This window comes from Pseudomonas sp. TH06, assembly GCF_016651305.1.
In the GTDB taxonomy this organism is placed as follows: Bacteria; Pseudomonadota; Gammaproteobacteria; order Pseudomonadales; family Pseudomonadaceae; genus Aquipseudomonas.
Genome location: NZ_JAEKEC010000003.1, coordinates 538126 through 556180, shown reverse-complemented (window position 1 = coordinate 556180; position 18055 = coordinate 538126). Strand labels below are relative to the sequence as shown.

At 59.4% G+C, this 18055-nt stretch carries 15 protein-coding genes; 7 read left to right on the top strand and 8 right to left on the bottom strand.

Features of this window, described 5'->3' with window-relative positions; all coding sequences use genetic code 11:
* The first annotated feature begins 219 nt into the window (after positions 1-219).
* Complete coding sequence (locus JFT86_RS27245; RefSeq protein WP_201239170.1) at positions 220-915, top strand: HAD-IA family hydrolase; 696 nt, start codon at positions 220-222, stop codon at positions 913-915.
* A gap of 72 nt (positions 916-987) precedes the next feature.
* Here the strand turns inward: JFT86_RS27245 and JFT86_RS27240 are convergent, their stop codons facing one another.
* Positions 988-1734 (bottom strand): 3-oxoacyl-ACP reductase family protein, encoded by a 747-nt coding sequence (locus tag JFT86_RS27240; RefSeq protein WP_201239169.1) that lies wholly within the window; start codon positions 1732-1734, stop codon positions 988-990.
* A 126-nt stretch (positions 1735-1860) separates the two neighbouring features.
* Here JFT86_RS27240 and JFT86_RS27235 point away from each other — a divergent pair, with 126 nt between their 5' ends.
* Positions 1861-2787, top strand: coding sequence for a LysR family transcriptional regulator (locus JFT86_RS27235; protein WP_201239168.1), 927 nt, complete (start codon positions 1861-1863; stop codon positions 2785-2787).
* A 120-nt stretch (positions 2788-2907) separates the two neighbouring features.
* Here the strand turns inward: JFT86_RS27235 and JFT86_RS27230 are convergent, their stop codons facing one another.
* From JFT86_RS27230 to JFT86_RS27220, 3 genes are all read right to left on the bottom strand, one after another.
* Positions 2908-3636, bottom strand: coding sequence for an aspartate/glutamate racemase family protein (locus JFT86_RS27230; RefSeq protein ID WP_095197270.1), 729 nt, complete (start codon positions 3634-3636; stop codon positions 2908-2910).
* A 54-nt stretch (positions 3637-3690) separates the two neighbouring features.
* Entirely contained in the window at positions 3691-5229 is a 1539-nt protein-coding gene (locus tag JFT86_RS27225; RefSeq protein WP_201239167.1) for an NCS1 family nucleobase:cation symporter-1, read from the bottom strand.
* A gap of 576 nt (positions 5230-5805) precedes the next feature.
* Positions 5806-6540 (bottom strand): phosphoadenylyl-sulfate reductase, encoded by a 735-nt coding sequence (locus tag JFT86_RS27220; RefSeq protein WP_201239166.1) that lies wholly within the window; start codon positions 6538-6540, stop codon positions 5806-5808.
* A 163-nt stretch (positions 6541-6703) separates the two neighbouring features.
* On the opposite strand from JFT86_RS27220, the gene thrH reads away from it, so the two are divergent.
* Positions 6704-7321 carry a bifunctional phosphoserine phosphatase/homoserine phosphotransferase ThrH gene (gene thrH / locus JFT86_RS27215; protein ID WP_201239165.1) on the top strand — a complete coding sequence of 206 codons (618 nt, stop codon included), beginning with the start codon at positions 6704-6706 and terminating at the stop codon, positions 7319-7321.
* 87 nt (positions 7322-7408) lie between these two features.
* Here thrH and pabB read toward each other — a convergent pair whose 3' ends face one another.
* From pabB to JFT86_RS27195, 4 genes are all read right to left on the bottom strand, one after another.
* Positions 7409-8752, bottom strand: a complete 1344-nt coding sequence (gene pabB, locus JFT86_RS27210; protein ID WP_201239164.1) for an aminodeoxychorismate synthase component I — start codon at positions 8750-8752, stop codon at positions 7409-7411.
* Positions 8753-8967: 215 nt separating this feature from the next.
* Positions 8968-9954 carry an alpha-L-glutamate ligase-like protein gene (locus tag JFT86_RS27205; RefSeq protein ID WP_103303866.1) on the bottom strand — a complete coding sequence of 329 codons (987 nt, stop codon included), beginning with the start codon at positions 9952-9954 and terminating at the stop codon, positions 8968-8970.
* Entirely contained in the window at positions 9954-11489 is a 1536-nt protein-coding gene (locus JFT86_RS27200; protein ID WP_166222287.1) for an inactive transglutaminase family protein, read from the bottom strand. Before JFT86_RS27200 ends, JFT86_RS27205 begins: the two co-directional genes overlap by 1 nt.
* A 5-nt stretch (positions 11490-11494) precedes the next feature.
* On the bottom strand, positions 11495-12031 hold the full coding sequence (locus JFT86_RS27195) for an ATP-dependent zinc protease (protein WP_007916436.1): 537 nt from the start codon (positions 12029-12031) through the stop codon (positions 11495-11497).
* A gap of 290 nt (positions 12032-12321) precedes the next feature.
* Here JFT86_RS27195 and JFT86_RS27190 point away from each other — a divergent pair, with 290 nt between their 5' ends.
* The 4 genes from JFT86_RS27190 (at position 12322) to acnD (ending at position 18001) form a co-directional block, all read left to right on the top strand.
* On the top strand, positions 12322-13044 hold the full coding sequence (locus JFT86_RS27190) for a GntR family transcriptional regulator (RefSeq protein ID WP_172828118.1): 723 nt from the start codon (positions 12322-12324) through the stop codon (positions 13042-13044).
* Positions 13041-13931 carry a methylisocitrate lyase gene (prpB, locus tag JFT86_RS27185; RefSeq protein WP_201239163.1) on the top strand — a complete coding sequence of 297 codons (891 nt, stop codon included), beginning with the start codon at positions 13041-13043 and terminating at the stop codon, positions 13929-13931. The genes JFT86_RS27190 and prpB overlap by 4 nt, the downstream gene beginning before the upstream one ends.
* A gap of 146 nt (positions 13932-14077) precedes the next feature.
* The gene (gene prpC, locus JFT86_RS27180) at positions 14078-15205 is read left to right on the top strand and encodes a 2-methylcitrate synthase (protein ID WP_201239162.1); all 1128 of its coding nucleotides are present in this window, start codon (positions 14078-14080) and stop codon (positions 15203-15205) included.
* 201 nt (positions 15206-15406) lie between these two features.
* The gene (acnD, locus tag JFT86_RS27175) at positions 15407-18001 is read left to right on the top strand and encodes a Fe/S-dependent 2-methylisocitrate dehydratase AcnD (RefSeq protein WP_201239161.1); all 2595 of its coding nucleotides are present in this window, start codon (positions 15407-15409) and stop codon (positions 17999-18001) included.
* Positions 18002-18055 lie beyond the last annotated feature (54 nt).

The following is an 18055-nucleotide window of genomic DNA, read 5'->3' as shown; positions in this document are numbered from 1 at the left end:
GGTGCGCGGACTTTGCGGGGGATCAAAAAGGAAAGAAGTCGGGCAAGTAGGGGATGTTTGTAGGATGTTTCGCTAAATACTCGCGAGTTGTTCATCGCCGCAACGGACATTGCCCGTTGCCCAATGTCTGTTGCGCTCGTTATGCTGCTGAACCCTTTAATCAGATCCGAGCAGCGGCGCCAGTCGTCGCCCGGGATGTCTTTGAAAACGGATCCGATGATGAATGCACCGCTGAAGGCGTTCGGCCCGATCAAGGCCGTGATTTTCGATATGGACGGGTTGCTGCTGGACACCGAGGGCATCTACACCGAGGTCACCTCGCTGATTGCCCAGCGTTACGGGCGTACCTTCGACTGGAGCATCAAGCAGAACATCATTGGCCGTGGGGCCAACGATCTGGCCAACTACGTGGTAGAGGCCCTGGAGTTGCCGATCACCGCTGAAGAGTTTCTGGTGATTCGCGAGCCGCTGATGCGCGAGCGCTTTCCCAAGGCGCAAGCCATGCCGGGGGCCGAAGAACTGATTCGTCATCTCAAGGCGCACAATATTCCGATCGCCGTGGGCACCAGTTCGTCGCGACAGTCGTTCGGCCAGAAAACCACGTTGCACCGCGACTGGTTTGCGCTGTTCGATTTCATCGTCACGGCTGACGATCCGGAAGTCGGTGCGGCCAAGCCGGCGCCGGATATTTTCCTGACGGCGGCGCGGCGTCTCGGTGTCGCGCCCGAGGATTGTCTGGTGTTCGAGGATTCACCGTTTGGCGTAACGGCGGCGAAAGCGGCAGGCATGACCGCCATCGCCATTCCCGACGCCGCCATGGCCGATGAAAAATACGCACACGCCGACGGGATTCTTCGTACGTTGAAAGCGTTCACCCCGAGTGCCTGTGGTTTGCCTGCGCTGCAATGGGCTTAAACGCAGCATGAAAAAACGCCGCCCCTCTGTTGAAAGAGGGGCGGCGTTTTTCGTTCTGGCGACCTGGAAAGATCAGGCGCCGAAACCACCGTCGATGGTCAGGCTGGCACCGGTGATGTAGCCGGCTTCCGGGCCTGCGAGGTAAGCGACGAAGCTGGCGATTTCTTCAGCTTTGCCGTAACGACCCACCGCCATCAGCGGAATCAGGCTTTCGGCAAAATCACCGTGGGCCGGGTTCATGTCGGTATCGACCGGGCCGGGCTGCACGTTGTTGATGGTGATGCCGCGCGGCCCGAGATCCCGTGCCAGACCTTTGGTCAGGCCGACCAGTGCCGATTTGCTCATCGCGTACACACCACCGCCGGCGAAGGGCATGCGGTCGGCGTTGGTGCTGCCGATGTTGATGATCCGTGCGCCTTCGCCCATGTGTTTGGCGGCTTCCTGTGAGGCGATGAATACGCTGCGCACGTTGATTGCCAGGGTCTGATCGAAGTCTTCAAGTTTGAAATCTTCCAGCGGCGCGACGGCCAGCACACCGGCGTTGTTCACCAGAATATCGAGGCGACCGAAGGCTTCAACGGTTGCGCTGACCGCGTGGCGAATGGCTGCGGCGTCGGCGCTGTCGGCCTTGATGGCGAGAGCCTTGCCGCCGTTTGCAGTGATGCTGTTTTGCAATTCTTCAGCTTTGGCGGTGGAGCTGACGTAGGTGAAGGCGATTGTTGCGCCTTCAGCGGCCAGGCGTTTGACGATGGCGGCGCCGATGCCGCGAGAACCGCCTTGAATCAGAGCGACTTTACCGCTGAGGTGTTGAGTGGTCATGTTCGATCTCCAGATGTTTCAAGGCGGGGTGCCTTGTTGTTGGAGCCGAGTATCGGCTTCGCATCGACAACCGTGTAGACCATGATTGCTATAGTCTGTGTAAACCAGAAGTTTATAGTGGTGATCATGGAAACGTTCAGCAGTATCGAATGCTTCGTACGCAGTGCCGAAGTCGGCAGCTTTGCCGAGGCCGCTCGACGTTTGAGCCTGACGCCGGCAGCCGTGGGCAAGAGTGTCGCGAAGCTTGAGGGGCGGCTCGGTGTGCGGCTGTTCCAGCGTAGTACACGCAGCCTGACCCTGACCGAAGCCGGTCAGTTGTTCTTGAGTCAGGTCAGTGGCAGCCTGACGACCATTCAAAATGCCGTGGCCAATCTGTCCAGTGTCGAAGGGCTGCCGGCGGGGACGCTGAAAGTCAGCATGGGCGCAGCCTTTGGATGTCTGCACATCGTGCCGATGCTCGGTGAATTTCTGCGACGATTTCCCGCAATCAATCCGGATTGGCATTTCGATAATCGACAGGTCGATCTGATCGGGCAGGGTTTCGACGCAGCCATTGGCGGTGGTTTCGAACTGCCGCAAGGGGTAATCGCACGCAAGTTGAGCCCGGCGCATCGGATATTGGTGGCGTCCAGCGATTATCTACAGGCCAATCCGAAGATCATCGAACCGGAAGACCTTAACCATCACGACGGCATTCTGATCCGCTCGCCGCAAACCGGGCGCGTGCGCTCCTGGCAATTGGTCGGGCGCAATCCGCAGAACTGTCGCCCGTTGATGCTCAAGGCGCGGATGACCATGAGTGATTCCGAGGCCGCTTGCAGGACGGCGGCGCAGGGCTTGGGCATTGCGCTGGTGAGCATGCCGTTTGCGGTGGGATATCTGCAGGCGGGAACGTTGCAGCGGGTCTTGCCGGACTGGTTTGTCGATGACGGCAACATCTCGATCTACTACGCCGAGCACAAATTGTTGCCGGGCAAGACTCGGGCGTTTGTCGATTTTGTGATTGAACAGTTTGCGCAGCAGGGGCTGGCTCAGCGGTTCAGTGCTATCTGAGTGAGGCTTGAGACCGAGTCAACCCATTCGCGAGCAGGCTCGCTCCCACAGGGAAAATGCATTCCAAATGTGGGAGCGAGCCTGCTCGCGAATGGGGCGACCCGATTTCCGCTAATGACCTCAGCGTGCAAAGCGCCCCGGCCAGCCAATGATGTTCTTCGGCCGCGGCGTCGCATAAGTCCGCACTTTTGATGTCGACAAACCCAGGCGCACCAGCGATTCCGCAATTGTCACCGCCGCCGTCACCCCGTCCACCACCGGTACTCCGGTGCGCCGGCGAATCTGCTCATCCAGCCCGGCCATGCCGCCGCAACCGAGGCAAATCACTTCGGCCTTGTCCTGCGTCACCGCCAACTCTGCCTGATGCACGATCGCTTCCAGAGCACGCTGCGGTTCGTGTTCCAGCTCAAGAACGGCCAGGCCACTCGCGCGCACCGAAGCACAACGATCCCACAGGCCAGAGAGTTTCAGTCGGTCCTCGATCAGCGGCACGGTGCGATCCAGCGTGGTGACCACCGAATACGCGTGGCCAAGAAACATCGCTGTACTGGCCGCCGCGTCGGTGATGTCCACCACCGGTACGTTGAGTAGTTCCTGCAAACCTTCGCGACCATGTTCGCCATAACCGGCCTGAATCACCGCATCGAACGGCTGATCGTAAGACATCACCCGATCCATTACCGCGATAGCAGCCAGATAGCTTTCGAAATTGCCTTCCACCGAATCAGCACCGAAGTGCGGCGTCAGACCGACGATTTCCGTTCCGGGTGAAGCGACAGCCTGCGCCGAGCGCGCGATGGCCTGGGTGATGGATTCGGTGGTGTTGACGTTGACCACGAGAATTCGCATGTGAAGTCCTTATAGCGGGCAGTTCTGCGGCCCGAAAACCGGGCCGCGAAGGGATTAGTGGCAGACGTTATCGACGGCGATGGACTCGCCACTGACGTCCGCGTAGTGCGGCTGACGTTTGGCGATGATCAGGTAGAGCATTCCGGCAATCCCGGCACCGATCAGCCAGGAGAATGGCGAAACGCTGTGGAAACCGGGAACCAGTGCCAGGACGATGGCGATCAATGCCGCAGGAATAAACGCCGCCACCGCACGGAAATTGACTCCGCGACTGTAGTAATAGGCGCCGTTGGGATCTTCGCTGTAGAGCTGCGGAACGTTGACCCGGCCTTTGCGGATCAGCCAGTAGTCGACCATGATCACGCCGTACAACGGGCCGAGCAGGGCGCCGAGACCGGACAGGAAGTACACGATGACCAACGGGCTGTTGTAGAGATTCCACGGCAGGATCAACACGGCGATGGTCGCGCTGATCAACCCGGCACGGCGGAAGGTCAGGTATTTCGGTGCGAGGTTGCTGAGGACGAATGCCGGAGCGACGAAGTTGGCCATGATATTCACCGCCACGGTGACGATCAGGAAGGCCAGGCAACCGAGGACCAGGAAGAACGTATTGGGAATCGAGGCGATGATTTCGGTCGGACTCTCGATGATCCGGCCGTTGATCTGGAATTGCGCGCCACACAGCAGGACGGTTATCGCGGCGAATACCAGAATGTTCACCGGCAAGCCCCAGAAATTTCCGACCTTGATGGTCTTGCGGCAGGGCGAGGAGCGAGCAAAATCGCAGAAGTTGAGGATCAGCGTGCCGTAGATCGCCAGCCACAGTGCGCCGCCGGCGAAGATGTTGCGCCACATCTCGCCACCCGTCAGCGGTTCGCGGATTGACCAGGCGATGGTTGCGTTGGCCTGGAAGTACATCCAGGCGGCGAGGGCGGCGACGGTGAGCAAAATCACCGGCCCGGCAAACGCTTCGTAACGGCGGACCATTTCCATGCCGTAGGCGAGGATCGCCAGTTGCACGAACCAGATCGCCACAAAACACACCCAGCCCAATGTCGATAGCCCGAGGATCGAGTTGTGGTCGTATTCGGCGAATCCCGGATGGACCGCCGTCAGCAAAACGCGAAACACCACCGACGCCAGGTACGTCTGAATCCCGAACCAGGCGATGGCGATAACGGCGCGTATCAGTGCAGGAATTTGTGCACCGTGAATGCCGAAACTGATCCGGCTGATCACCGGAAACGGCACCCCGGTTTTCTGTCCCATGTAACCGGACAGGTTCATGAAGAAGTACACCAGTGCCGCGCCTATCCCCAGCGACAGCAAAATCTGCCAACCGCCCAGCCCCAAGGCATACAAGCCGATGGCGAACGAGTAGTTGGCGATGTTGTGCACGTCATTGGTCCACAGGGCGAAAATGCTGTATTTGCCCCAGCGCCGACCTTCGGCCTTGGTCGGCGCCAGATCACTGTTGTGCAGACGGGGGCTCAGTTGCAACGGCTCGACCGCACCGTCGTACGGCAAGGGTTGATCGAGTGCGGAGGAGGGCAGATTCAGCGCGATGTTATTGGAGAGACTTGTACGCATTCCGGCAGGCTCCTGATGGGCGGGCCGCGATGACTGTGCATGAGCCCGGGGCTCGACAAATCTTCGTCGCGGCCAGCAAACATCACTGGTTACGGGGCATCTGCAGCCTGTACGGGATAGGGCGCTTCAGGCTTGCGGATCGAAAGTGTGTGCATGTTTTGCATTTTTGTATACAAAACATGTATGCACTTAAGCCAGATCTGTGCCAGTTGGTGATCTATGCGCAGACGTACTCATTTCGAAAAGTTATCAAAGCACGCCAAGTATCTGAAAATAAATGGTTAAAAATTGACCGATTGAACAGGTATTTATTTTTGGCGAGGGATTTTCACAGCGGGCTAGAGCGGGGAGTTTTCAGGCGGGATGTAACTTTTCAGGGCGCGGAAACAAAAAAGTGCACACATAAATGGCACCGATGGTGACAGTCGTGTGTACACATTTTTCGGGTCGCTAGAAGCCAGTGCAGGAGTGAGCCTGCTCGCGATAGCGGAGTATCAGTCGATGAATTTTTTTGGCTGATACACCGTGATCGCGAGCAGGCTCACTCCTACAAAGGGGAATCATCGTGGCAGGGATTTACGCCTTGCTGATGATATTACCGGCATGCAGCCCGCATTCTTTCTGCGTCGCTTCTTCCCACCACCAGCGGCCTTCGCGCTCGTGCTGGTTCGGCAGGACCGGGCGGGTGCACGGTTCGCAGCCAATGCTGATAAAACCGCGCTCATGCAGGCTGTTGTACGGCAGCTCAAGCATGCGGATGTAACCCCAGATCTCTTCGCTGCTCATCTGCGCCAGCGGGTTGAACTTGTACAGGGTGCGCTCAGGCGTAGAGAACGCGGTGTCGATTTCCATTACCGCCACCGCGCTGCGCGTGCCTGGACTCTGGTCGCGGCGCTGGCCGGTGGCCCAGGCTTTGACGCCGGACAACTTGCGGCGCAGCGGTTCGATCTTGCGGATGCCGCAGCATTCGCCGTGGCCGTCCTTGTAGAAACTGAACAGGCCTTTTTCCTTCACGAACGGTTCCAGCTTCGTGTAGTCCGGCGACACCAGTTCGATGTCGATCTTGTAGTGCTCACGCACCTGATCGATGAAACGGTAGGTCTCCGGGTGCAGGCGACCGGTGTCGAGGCTGAACACCTTGACGTTTTTGTTCAGCTTCCAGGCCATGTCCACCAGCACCACATCCTCGGCGCCGCTGAAAGATATCCACAAGTCATCGCCGAACTCGGCGAAAGCGAGTTTGAGGATGTCTTGCGCGGATTTATTGGCATAGGTCGTGGCGAGTTCCACGACGTCGAACGTTGCACTCATCAGGGCGGCTTCCTACAGGTCGGTGGCGCTGGGCGCTCTATATGGGGCCGATGGTAACAAAAAGCTGCAGTAATCGGGGCCTCCTCTGCGTTGCACAGCGCCGGTCGAGTCGCTAGAGTTCGGGCTCGCTCGACTCAATAATCAATACAAACGGGAGTGTCTTGTGGAAATTGCTTGCCTGGATCTTGAAGGGGTGTTGGTGCCGGAAATCTGGATCGCTTTCGCCGAAAAAACCGGAATCGAATCCCTCAAAGCCACCACTCGGGACATTCCCGATTACGACGTGCTGATGAAGCAGCGTCTGCGCATCCTCGATGAGCATGGCTTGAAGCTGTCGGATATTCAGGAGGTGATCGCCACGCTGAAGCCGCTGGACGGCGCGGTGGAGTTCGTCAACTGGCTGCGCGAACGCTTTCAGGTGGTGATTCTGTCGGACACCTTCTATGAGTTCTCCCAGCCGTTGATGCGTCAACTGGGCTTCCCGACGCTGCTTTGCCATCGCCTGATCACGGATGAAACCGGGCGGGTGACCAGCTATCAATTGCGTCAGAAAGACCCGAAACGTCAGTCGGTTCTGGCGTTCAAAAGTCTTTACTACCGGGTAATTGCGGCGGGCGACTCATATAACGACACGACGATGCTGGGCGAAGCGGACGCGGGGATTCTGTTCCATGCGCCGGACAATGTGATTCGCGAGTTCCCGCAATTCCCTGCCGTGCACACCTTTGCCGAGTTGAAGCAGGAATTCTTGAAAGCTTCTAGTAGAGAGTTGAGTTTGTAGTCGTCTGAAAAGACGCCATCGCGAGCAGGCTCACTCCTACAAGGGAACGCATTCCAAATGTAGGAGTGAGCCTGCTCGCGATAGCTTTTAAAGGTTCTGCAGGGTTTGCAGGAGGATCTTCACTTTAGTGATCGACTCCTGATACTCCGCCTGCCAGTCCGAATCGGCGACGATCCCGCCACCGCCCCAGCAGCACACCTGCCCATCCTTGACCAACAGACTGCGAATCGCGATGGAACTGTCCATCTCGCCACGCACATCCAGATACAGCAACGAACCGCAATACAAACCGCGCCGGGTCGGCTCCAGCTCGTCAATGATCTGCATTGCGCGAATCTTCGGCGCGCCGGTGATCGAGCCGCCGGGGAAGCTGCCGGCGATCAGATCCAGTGCATCGCGATCGTCCGCCAGTTCACCGGTCACGCTGCTGACCAGGTGATGCACGTTCGGATAGCTTTCCAGGCTGAACAACTCCGGCACCCGTACCGAGCCGATGCGGCAGGTGCGACCGAGGTCGTTGCGCAACAGATCGACGATCATCAGGTTTTCCGCACGGTCCTTGGGACTGGCCAGCAGTTCGGCGGCGTTGGCGGCATCTTCGGCGGGTGTCAGACCACGCGGGCGGGTGCCTTTGATCGGGCGGGTTTCCACATGACACTGGCTGACTTTGACGAAGCGCTCTGGTGACAGGCTTAACACGGCACCGCCATCGGGCAGGCTCTGGAAGCCGGAAAACGGTGTCGGGCAGGCTTCGCGCAACTTGCCGTAGGCCTGCCACGGATCACCCTGACAGCTAGCGCGGAAACGCTGGGCAAAGTTGACCTGATAGCAGTCACCGGCCTGAATGTAATGCTGAATGCGCTCAAACGCCTGGCGGTAGTCGTCAGCCGAGAGATCGGCGGTCATCGGGTTGTTCAATTTGAACGGTGTCAGCGTGGTCGACACCGGTTTTGTAAACAGGTCGATCAGGCGTTGCCGCTGACTGTCGTCCACCGACGGGTGAAAGATCAATTGGCTGGTCTCGGCCTGGTGATCACTGACCAGTGCCCAGTCATACAAGCCGAACCGTGCATCCGGCAGTTGCAGATCATCATGCGCATGACTCGGCAGAATCTCCAGATGCCGACCGAAGTCATAGCTCAGATAACCGATCAGCCCGCCGGCAAACGGTAATTGATAAGCCGCAGGCAATTGCGCTTCGCCCAAACCGTTCAGGTGATCTCGCAGACGTTGCAGGAAATGGCTGCCGCTTTCGTCCGGCAACACCGCCAATTGTTCCAGCGGCCAGGCACTGAGCAGGTCATAACGGCCACGGTCGGCACTCGGCCGGCCGCTGTCGAGCAGCACGGCGCCGGGCGCGTGGCGGATGGCCGCGAAGTAGTCGGCGGGATTGGCGCGGTAGGGCAGCGGGTGAACGGAACAGGTCAACATGGGCGGGGCAGATCGGCCATTGAGGCGGGGTGGGGATTGTAGTCCTCTGGGGAGAATGCTCCTAGAGGGGATGTCGGGGATTGGCAGATTGGCGGCAGGGTCAAGTCTTGTGGTGGCTGTGAATGAGCCATCGCGAGCAGGCTCACTCCTACATATGGAACGCATTCCCCCTGTAGGAGTGAGCCTGCTCGCGATGGCCGTGACGCGGTCTTGGATCAGCCCTCAACCGCTGGAATATGCCCAAACATTTCCTGAGTAAACGCCACCCGCTCTTCAACCGACTCAGTCACCCCACGCGCCTTCAACTCTTCCAGCCGCGCTTCAACGGCATGGGTGCGCAAGGTCAGCCCGCAGTCATTGGCGATCTGAATATTCAGCCCCGGCCGCGCATTCAGCTCCAGAATCAGCGGACCCTTTTCCTGATCGAGCACCATGTCCACGCCGATATACCCCAACCCGCACAGCTCGTAACAGCCGGCGGCGAGTTTCATGAAACCGTCCCAATAGGGCAGTTGCACGCCGTCCACCGCGTTGGTGGTGTCGGGGTGTTTGGTGATGATGTTGTTCAGCCAGGTGCCGCGCAGGGTCAAACCAGTCGCCAGATCGACACCGACGCCAATGGCGCCCTGGTGCAGGTTGGCCTTGCCGCCGGACTGACGGGTCGGCAAGCGCAACATGGCCATCACCGGGTAGCCCATCAGCACGATGATGCGGATGTCCGGCACGCCTTCGTAGCTGATGCTCTTGAAGATCTGATCCGGGGTTACGCGGTATTCGATCAGCGCGCGGTCGCGGTGGCCGCCCAGCGAATACAAGCCGGTGAGGATGCTCGAGATGTGATGCTCAAGCTCTTCGTGGGCAATGATCTTGCCCGACACCGTGCGATAGCGGCCCTCGAAGCGGTCGGCGACGACGATGATGCCGTCACCGCCGGCGCCTTGCGCCGGTTTGATCACGAAGTCGCTGCGTCCGCCGATGATCTCGCCGAGCTTGTCGATTTCCTTCTCGGTGGAAATCACGCCATACAATTCCGGCACATGAATGCCGGCCTTGATCGCCCGTTCCTTGGTGATGATCTTGTCATCGACGATCGGGTACAGGCTGCGCTTGTTGTACTTGAGCACGTAGTCGGCGTTACGCCGGTTGATGCCCATGATGCCCCGCGCCTCGAGGGCCTTCCAGGTCTTCCAGAAACCGAACATCAGGCGTCAGCCTTCTTCAGGAAAGCCTTGAAACGCACCAGTTCAGTCAGGCGGTAACCGCGATAACGACCCATCGCCAGCATGAAGCCGACCAGAATCAGCAGGATCGCCGGGAAGGTGAACACGAAGTAGACCAGCTCAGGCACGGTCATGATCAAGTGCGCCAGGGACGCCGCGAACAACGTGCCAATCGCCACTTTCATGGCATGGCTGGCGCCACGTTCTTCCCAGGTGATCGACAGACGTTCGATGGTCATGGTCAGAATCACCATCGGGAACAGCGCTACCGACAAGCCGCGTTCCAGGCCGAGCTTATGACTAAACAGGCTGATCGCCGCGATCAACACCACGACAAAAGTCAGTACCACTGAGAGTCGCGGCAGCATTTGCAACTTCAGGTGTTCCAGATACGAACGTAATGACAGCCCCAGCGCCGTGATCACGGTAAACAGCAAGATACCGAAGCCCAGTTGCGTTTCACGGAAGGCGAGGGCGATCAGCACCGGGGTAAACGTGCCTAGGGTCTGCAGGCCGATCAGGTTGCGCAGGATCAGGATTACCAGCACGCCGATCGGGATCATCACCATGATCATGAACGTCTGCTGAGTTTGCAGCGGCAGGCCGTACAACGAGTATTCGAGGAAGTTGGCGTCGGTGTTTTCGTCCGTCAGCTTGGCCAGACGAATCGCGTTCATCTCGCTGTTGTTCAGGCTGAAGGTCACGTTGGCTTTCTTGCCACCGTCGACAGTGATCAGGTTTTCATCACCGGTCCACCACAGCAAGCGGTCGGTCGGCAGGCCCTGCTCACCGGTTTCCGGGTTGAAGTACAGCCAGTCGTTGCCATTGAAGCTGCGCAGCCACAGTTCGGGGGTTTGCGGCTGATCGGCGACGAGGCGGATGGTGTGGACTTTTTCCACGGGTACGTGAGCGATGGACAGCAGCAGTTCGACGATTTTGGCTTTGTGCGGCGTCGACGGATCGCCGGCCAGCAGCAGTTTGACGTTGTCGTCGTTGAGGTTGTTGACGCGTTTGATCGCCTCGCCAATAAAGGTTTCGACGTCGGCCGAGTGCTGACGAATCGGCGCGAGCAGGGCTTCGGCGGCGATTTTTTCCGGGCCTTCGATGGCCATGCTGTCGCGGAAGGTCGGACCTTTGATCTTGGTTTTTTCAGCGGTGTAACGCTTGGTCAGCACCAGACGGTAATACAGCGTCTGATTGCCCTTGGCCCGACGCGCCGACCAGGTCACCTTGCGGTTGCCGTCAACGCGATTCACGGCGACGCCGTAATTATTGGAGATAAAGCTTTCGTTGAGGCTGACGTAGTCGCGGCTCAACGGTGGCACGAACATCTGGATCTTCACCGGATCCTTGGTGCTGGCGACGAACTCGACCTTGGCGTCGATGTTCCACAAGTCGTCGGTGGCGTCCTCGGTTACCGGAATGCCGAGCACGAAAATCTGATAGGCCGTAACCGAAACGCCCAGGAGCACCAGAATGGTGATCAGGATTTTCAGGTGGAAGGTTAGAGAACGCATGGAAATTACTCGGCGGTATGAGCGGCGATGGTGCAGGCGGGTTTGCCGGCAGCGTATTTAAGACTGGGGTCGACCAGCGCATCGAAGCGTTTCAGCGCCTCGGAGCCAATCAAAAGCGGGTATTGGAACGCACTTCGGTCGGTCAGGTTCACTTCGATGCTGCGCAAAGCCGAACCCATGCAGATATCCAGCTCGATCACCGGGCGGGCGGTGTACTTCTTGCCTTCTTCCGGATCGTAGTCGCCGGCGCGGCGTTTGATCTTGCTGACCCGGGCCAGCGGCCGTTCGATCGGGTGCGAATGCGCGGCGTCGATGGCCAGATAGAAGCGCACCCAGGACTCGCCGTTGCGTTTGAAGCGTTTGATATCGCGGGCGCTCAGCGAGGCGGTTTTCGCCCCGGTGTCGAGTTTGGCCGCGACTTCCAGATTGATGCCATCAAGGGAGGCGTATTCGTTGAGGCCGTACACGGTTTTTTCCCCCGCAGCAGCGAGGCCGGGCAGGCAAAACAGAGCAAAAAATGTCGGGAAAGGCTTGAGTCTCATAAATCCTGGTGCGCAGCGTTCCGTTGTCGGTTCAGGTGCCTGGCAATACTGCGCAAGCCCCTGCGTGTGCCTATCAGCTTTTTATGACAAGCCGTACAAATGGCCAGCAAATGCGGGCGGCATTCTAGCACGGTGGTTTTATGGCGCCAGCGCCCGAGCGGGTCTATAACCCTAGGGGCTGTTGAAGAGGGTTATTAGACGATTGTCGACAATACCTATTTATCCTTTGACTGATGCAGGCGAATTGGCTAGTTTTTGCCGCATTGGATTTCAAGGTGTCGACAATCATGCTGGATCAACTCGATCCCCCGGTCATCAGCGGCGACGATTCCGAGACACTCTCGGAAAACGTCTTCCGGCGCATTCAGGCGGCCATCGTCAAAGGCGAGATCGCCCCGGGCAGCAAGATCTCCGAGCCGGAACTGGCGCGCACTTACGGCATCAGCCGTGGGCCGCTGCGCGAAGCTATCCATCGGCTGGAAGGCCAGCGCCTGCTGGTGCGCGTGCCGCACGTTGGTGCGCGGGTGGTCTCGCTGAGTCACGCGGAATTGCTTGAACTTTACGAAATCCGCGAATCCCTCGAAGGCATGGCCTGCCGTCTGGCGGCTGAACGCATGAGCGTCGAAGAAATCGACGAATTGCGCCGCGTGCTGGAAACCCATGAGCGCGACGCCGCGTTTCAGGCCGGCGTCGGTTATTACCAGCAGGAAGGCGATTTTGACTTTCACTATCGGATTATCCAGGGCAGCGGCAACCGCACGCTGACCCAGATGCTTTGCGGTGAGCTGTATCAACTGGTGCGCATGTACCGCATCCAGTTTTCCACCACGCCGAATCGTCCGCGTCAGGCTTTCGCTGAACACCACCGGATTCTCGATGCCATCGCCGACCGTGACGGCGAGCTCGCGGAATTGTTGATGCGCCGTCACATCGGCGCCTCGAAACGCAATATCGCCCGTCATTACCAGGACGGCGCCCACAATAAGACAGCCACTGAACGAGGTGAGTCATGAGTTCCAACCCGAACACTCCCGGCCAGCGTTTCCGCGATGCGGTCGCCAGCGAGCATCCATTGCAAGTGGTCGGCGCGATCAACGCCAACCACGCGCTGCTGGCCAAACGCGCCGGTTTCAAGGCGATTTACCTGTCCGGTGGCGGGGTGGCCGCAGGTTCCCTCGGCGTGCCGGACCTGGGCATCACCGGGCTGGATGACGTGCTGACCGACGTGCGCCGCATCACCGACGTCTGCGATCTGCCACTGCTGGTGGACGTCGATACCGGTTTCGGCTCCTCGGCGTTCAACGTCGCGCGCACCGTCAAGTCGATGATCAAGTTCGGTGCAGCGGCGATTCACATCGAAGATCAGGTCGGTGCCAAACGCTGTGGCCATCGTCCGAATAAAGAGATCGTCAGCCAGCAGGAAATGGTCGACCGCATCAAAGCCGCCGTCGATGCCCGCACCGATGACAGCTTCGTGATCATGGCGCGCACTGATGCACTGGCCGTTGAAGGTCTGGAATCGGCACTGGATCGCGCAGCAGCGTGCATCGAGGCCGGTGCCGACATGATTTTCCCGGAAGCCATCACCGAGCTGGAGATGTACAAGCTGTTCGCCAACCGCGTGAAAGCGCCGATTCTGGCCAACATCACCGAGTTCGGTGCGACGCCGCTGTACACCACCGAGCAACTGGCCGGTGCTGACGTGTCGCTGGTGCTTTACCCGCTGTCGGCGTTCCGTGCGATGAACAAGGCTGCGGAAAACGTCTACACCGCGATCCGCCGCGACGGCTCTCAGCAGAATGTCATCGACACCATGCAGACTCGCATGGAGCTTTACGATCGCATCGATTACCACACGTTCGAGCAGAAGCTCGATGCGTTGTTTGCAGCGAAAAAATAAAGGCGAAGATCAAAAGATCGCAGCCTCGTTTCACTCGACAGCTCCTACAGGAACGCGGTCGATGTAGGAGCTGCCGAAGGCTGCGATCTTTTGCGAACACCACCGAAATTGCAGATTCCCTAACAAATTCAAGATTGGAGACAGCAATGGCCGAAGCAAAAGTACTCAGTGGTGCCGGACTCCGGGGCCAGGTTGCCGGGCAAACCGCACTGTCCACCGTGGGCCAGGCCGGTGCCGGGCTGACCTATCGCGGCTATGACGTACGCGAACTGGCAGCCGACGCACAATTTGAAGAAGTGGCGTACCTGCTGCTGTACGGCGAGCTGCCTACTCAGGCGCAACTCGACGAATACCAAGGCAAATTGAGCAAGCTGCGCGACCTGCCACAAGCGTTGAAAGAAGTGCTCGAACGCATTCCTGCCGACGCCCACCCGATGGACGTGATGCGCACCGGTTGCTCGTTCCTCGGCAACCTCGAACCGGAGAAAGACTTCTCCGAGCAGCGCGACAAGACTGACCGCCTGCTGGCCGCGTTCCCGGCGATCATGTGCTATTGGTACCGCTTCAGCCACGACGGCAAACGCATCAACTGCGTCAGCGACGAGCCAACCATCGGCGGCCACTTCCTGCACCTGCTGCACGACAAGAAGCCGAGCGAACTGCACGTCAAAGTCATGAACGTGTCGCTGATCCTCTACGCCGAGCATGAATTCAACGCCTCGACCTTCACCGCTCGCGTATGTGCTTCGACCCTGTCCGACCTGTATTCCTGCGTCACCGCAGCCATTGGCTCGCTGCGCGGCCCGCTGCACGGCGGTGCCAACGAAGCGGCGATGGAAATGATCGAGCGCTTTTCATCGCCGGAAGAGGCGGTCAAGGGCACCCTCGGCATGCTCGAGCGCAAAGACAAGATCATGGGGTTCGGCCACGCGATCTATAAGGACAGTGATCCACGCAACGAAGTGATCAAAGGCTGGGCGAAGAAGCTCGCTGACGAAGTCGGTGACAAGGTGCTGTTCCCGGTTTCCGAAGCCATTGACAAGACCATGTGGGAACAGAAAAAACTGTTCCCCAACGCCGATTTCTACCATGCCTCGGCGTACCACTTCATGGGCATCCCGACCAAGCTGTTCACGCCGATTTTCGTTTGCTCGCGCCTGACCGGCTGGGCCGCGCACGTGTTCGAACAGCGTGCCAACAACCGCATCATCCGCCCGAGCGCCGAGTACATCGGCGTCGAACAGCGCAAGTTCGTGCCAATCGAACGTCGCTGAATGGTGGGCTGACTCTATCCCGGAGTCCACCGTTAACCCCTGTAGGAGTGAGCCTGCTCGCGATGACGGACTGACATTCAACAACGATGTCGACTGATCTACCGCTATCGCGAGCAGGCTCACTCCTACAAGGAACGGTGTGAATCTTGAGTCTGGCGTTTGCCCACCTTTTGTAATTACCGTGACCCGAGTCCTGACCCGATGAACACAGAATTTCGCAAGAACCTGCCCGGCACGCCCCTCGACTACTTCGATGTCCGCACCGCGATCGAAGCCATTCAGCCCGGCAGCTACGACACCCTGCCGTACACCTCCCGCGTGCTGGCGGAAAACCTCGTGCGTCGCTGCGACCCGGCCACGCTCACCGATTCCCTCAAGCAATTGATCGAGCGCAAACGCGACCTCGATTTCCCGTGGTTCCCGGCGCGTGTGGTCTGCCACGACATTCTTGGCCAGACCGCGCTGGTCGACCTTGCCGGCCTGCGTGACGCGATCGCGTTGCAGGGCGGCGACCCGGCGCAGGTCAACCCGGTGGTGCCGACGCAATTGATCGTCGACCATTCGCTGGCGGTGGAGGCGGGCGGGTTTGATGCGCAAGCGTTCGAGAAGAACCGCGCCATCGAAGACCGCCGCAACGAAGACCGTTTCCACTTCATCAACTGGACCAAAAAAGCCTTCAAGAACGTCGACGTGATCCCGCCGGGCAACGGCATCATGCACCAGATCAACCTGGAGAAAATGTCTCCGGTGATCCAGGTGCGCGACGGCGTGGCATTCCCTGACACCTGCGTCGGCACCGACAGCCACACCCCGCACGTCGATGCACTGGGCGTGATCGCCATCGGCGTCGGCGGCCTCGAAGCCGAAAGCGTGATGCTCGGCCGTGCCTCGTGGATGCGTCTGCCGGAAAGCGTCGGCGTTGAATTGACCGGCAAGCTGCAACCGGGCATCACCGCCACCGACATGGTGCTGGCGCTGACCGAATACCTGCGCAAACAGAAAGTCGTCGGCGCATGGCTGGAGTTCTTCGGCGAAGGCGCGGCGGCGCTGACCCTCGGCGACCGCGCGACGATCTCCAACATGGCCCCGGAATACGGCGCCACCGCAGCGATGTTCTACATCGATCAACAGACTATCGATTACCTGAAACTGACCGGTCGTGAAGACCAGCAAGTACAGTTGGTCGAGCACTACGCCAAGACCACCGGCCTGTGGGCCGATAGCCTGAAGGGCGCGCAATACGAGCGCGGTCTGTCTTTCGATCTGTCTTCTGTGGTGCGCAATATGGCCGGCCCGAGCAACCCGCACGCTCGCGTTGCGACTTCGGATCTGGCGGCCAAAGGCATCTCCGGTCAGTGGGAAGAAGTCCCCGGCCAAATGCCTGACGGCGCGGTGATCATCGCTGCCATCACCAGTTGCACCAACACCAGTAACCCGCGCAACGTGATTGCTGCCGGCCTGCTCGCACGCAACGCCAACAAGCTCGGCCTGACCCGCAAACCGTGGGTGAAGTCCTCGCTGGCACCGGGCTCGAAAACCGTGGCGCTGTACCTCGACGAAGCGGGGCTGACCACGGAGCTGGAGCAACTGGGTTTCGGCGTCGTCGCCTTCGCCTGCACCACTTGCAACGGCATGTCCGGCGCCCTCGATCCGGTGATCCAGCAAGAGATCATCGACCGCGACCTGTACGCCACCGCCGTGTTGTCCGGTAACCGCAACTTCGACGGCCGCATCCACCCGTACGCCAAGCAGGCGTTCCTTGCATCGCCGCCACTGGTGGTCGCGTACGCCATTGCCGGGACCATCCGTTTCGATATCGAGAAAGATGTGCTGGGCGTGGTCGACGGTAAGGAAATCCGCCTGAAAGACATCTGGCCGAGCGACGAGGAAATCGACGCGGTGGTGAAGTCTTCGGTCAAGCCTGAACAGTTCCGGCAGGTCTACATTCCGATGTTCGCCGTCCATGAAGACACCGGCCCGAAAGTCACGCCGCTGTACGACTGGCGGGAGATGAGCACCTACATCCGCCGTCCGCCGTACTGGGAAGGCGCGCTGGCCGGTGCGCGTCCGCTGAAAGGCATGCGGCCGCTGGCGGTGCTGCCGGACAACATCACCACCGATCACCTGTCGCCGTCGAACGCGATCATGCTCGACAGTGCCGCCGGCGAATATCTGGCGAAAATGGGCCTGCCGGAAGAGGACTTCAACTCTTACGCCACCCACCGTGGCGACCACCTGACCGCGCAGCGCGCAACGTTTGCCAACCCGAAACTGTTCAACGAAATGGTCGTGGAAAACGGCAAGGTCAAACAGGGTTCGCTGGCGCGGGTCGAGCCGGAAGGCAAAGTCATGCGCATGTGGGAAGCCATCGAAACCTACATGGAACGCAAGCAGCCGCTGATCATCATTGCCGGCGCCGATTATGGTCAGGGTTCGTCCCGCGACTGGGCGGCGAAAGGCGTGCGTCTGGCCGGTGTCGAGGCGATTGCCGCTGAGGGTTTCGAGCGCATTCACCGTACCAACCTGGTCGGCATGGGCGTTTTGCCGCTGGAATTCAAGCCGGGCACCAATCGCCACACCCTGGCCATCGACGGCAGCGAAACCTACGACGTGATCGGCGCCCGTACACCGCGTGCCGACCTGACGCTGGTGATCCATCGCAAGAATGGCGAGCGCCTCGACGTGCCGGTGACCTGCCGTCTGGATACCGCTGAGGAAGTGTCGATCTACGAGGCCGGCGGCGTGCTGCAACGCTTCGCTCAGGACTTCCTTGAAGAGTCGGCGGTTGCCGTTTAAATCATGTTAAGCGACCAAGGGATGATGAGTCCTTTGGTCGTTTTGAAGGAGCAC

Bases quoted from the DNA above. Each gene is read 5' to 3' on its own strand.
- JFT86_RS27205 (WP_103303866.1), bottom strand. From the start codon at position 9,954: ATGTTCGGTTTCTGGAAGACCTGGAAGGCCCTCGAGGCGCGGGGCATC.
- JFT86_RS27245 (WP_201239170.1), top strand. From the start codon at position 220: ATGAATGCACCGCTGAAGGCGTTCGGCCCGATCAAGGCCGTGATTTTC.
- JFT86_RS27230 (WP_095197270.1), bottom strand. From the start codon at position 3,636: ATGCGAATTCTCGTGGTCAACGTCAACACCACCGAATCCATCACCCAG.
- JFT86_RS27240 (WP_201239169.1), bottom strand. From the start codon at position 1,734: ATGACCACTCAACACCTCAGCGGTAAAGTCGCTCTGATTCAAGGCGGT.
- JFT86_RS27195 (WP_007916436.1), bottom strand. From the start codon at position 12,031: ATGAGACTCAAGCCTTTCCCGACATTTTTTGCTCTGTTTTGCCTGCCC.
- pabB (WP_201239164.1), bottom strand. From the start codon at position 8,752: ATGTTGACCTGTTCCGTTCACCCGCTGCCCTACCGCGCCAATCCCGCC.
- acnD (WP_201239161.1), top strand. From the start codon at position 15,407: ATGAACACAGAATTTCGCAAGAACCTGCCCGGCACGCCCCTCGACTAC.
- JFT86_RS27225 (WP_201239167.1), bottom strand. From the start codon at position 5,229: ATGCGTACAAGTCTCTCCAATAACATCGCGCTGAATCTGCCCTCCTCC.
- JFT86_RS27235 (WP_201239168.1), top strand. From the start codon at position 1,861: ATGGAAACGTTCAGCAGTATCGAATGCTTCGTACGCAGTGCCGAAGTC.
- JFT86_RS27200 (WP_166222287.1), bottom strand. From the start codon at position 11,489: ATGCGTTCTCTAACCTTCCACCTGAAAATCCTGATCACCATTCTGGTG.
- prpB (WP_201239163.1), top strand. From the start codon at position 13,041: ATGAGTTCCAACCCGAACACTCCCGGCCAGCGTTTCCGCGATGCGGTC.
- prpC (WP_201239162.1), top strand. From the start codon at position 14,078: ATGGCCGAAGCAAAAGTACTCAGTGGTGCCGGACTCCGGGGCCAGGTT.
- JFT86_RS27220 (WP_201239166.1), bottom strand. From the start codon at position 6,540: ATGAGTGCAACGTTCGACGTCGTGGAACTCGCCACGACCTATGCCAAT.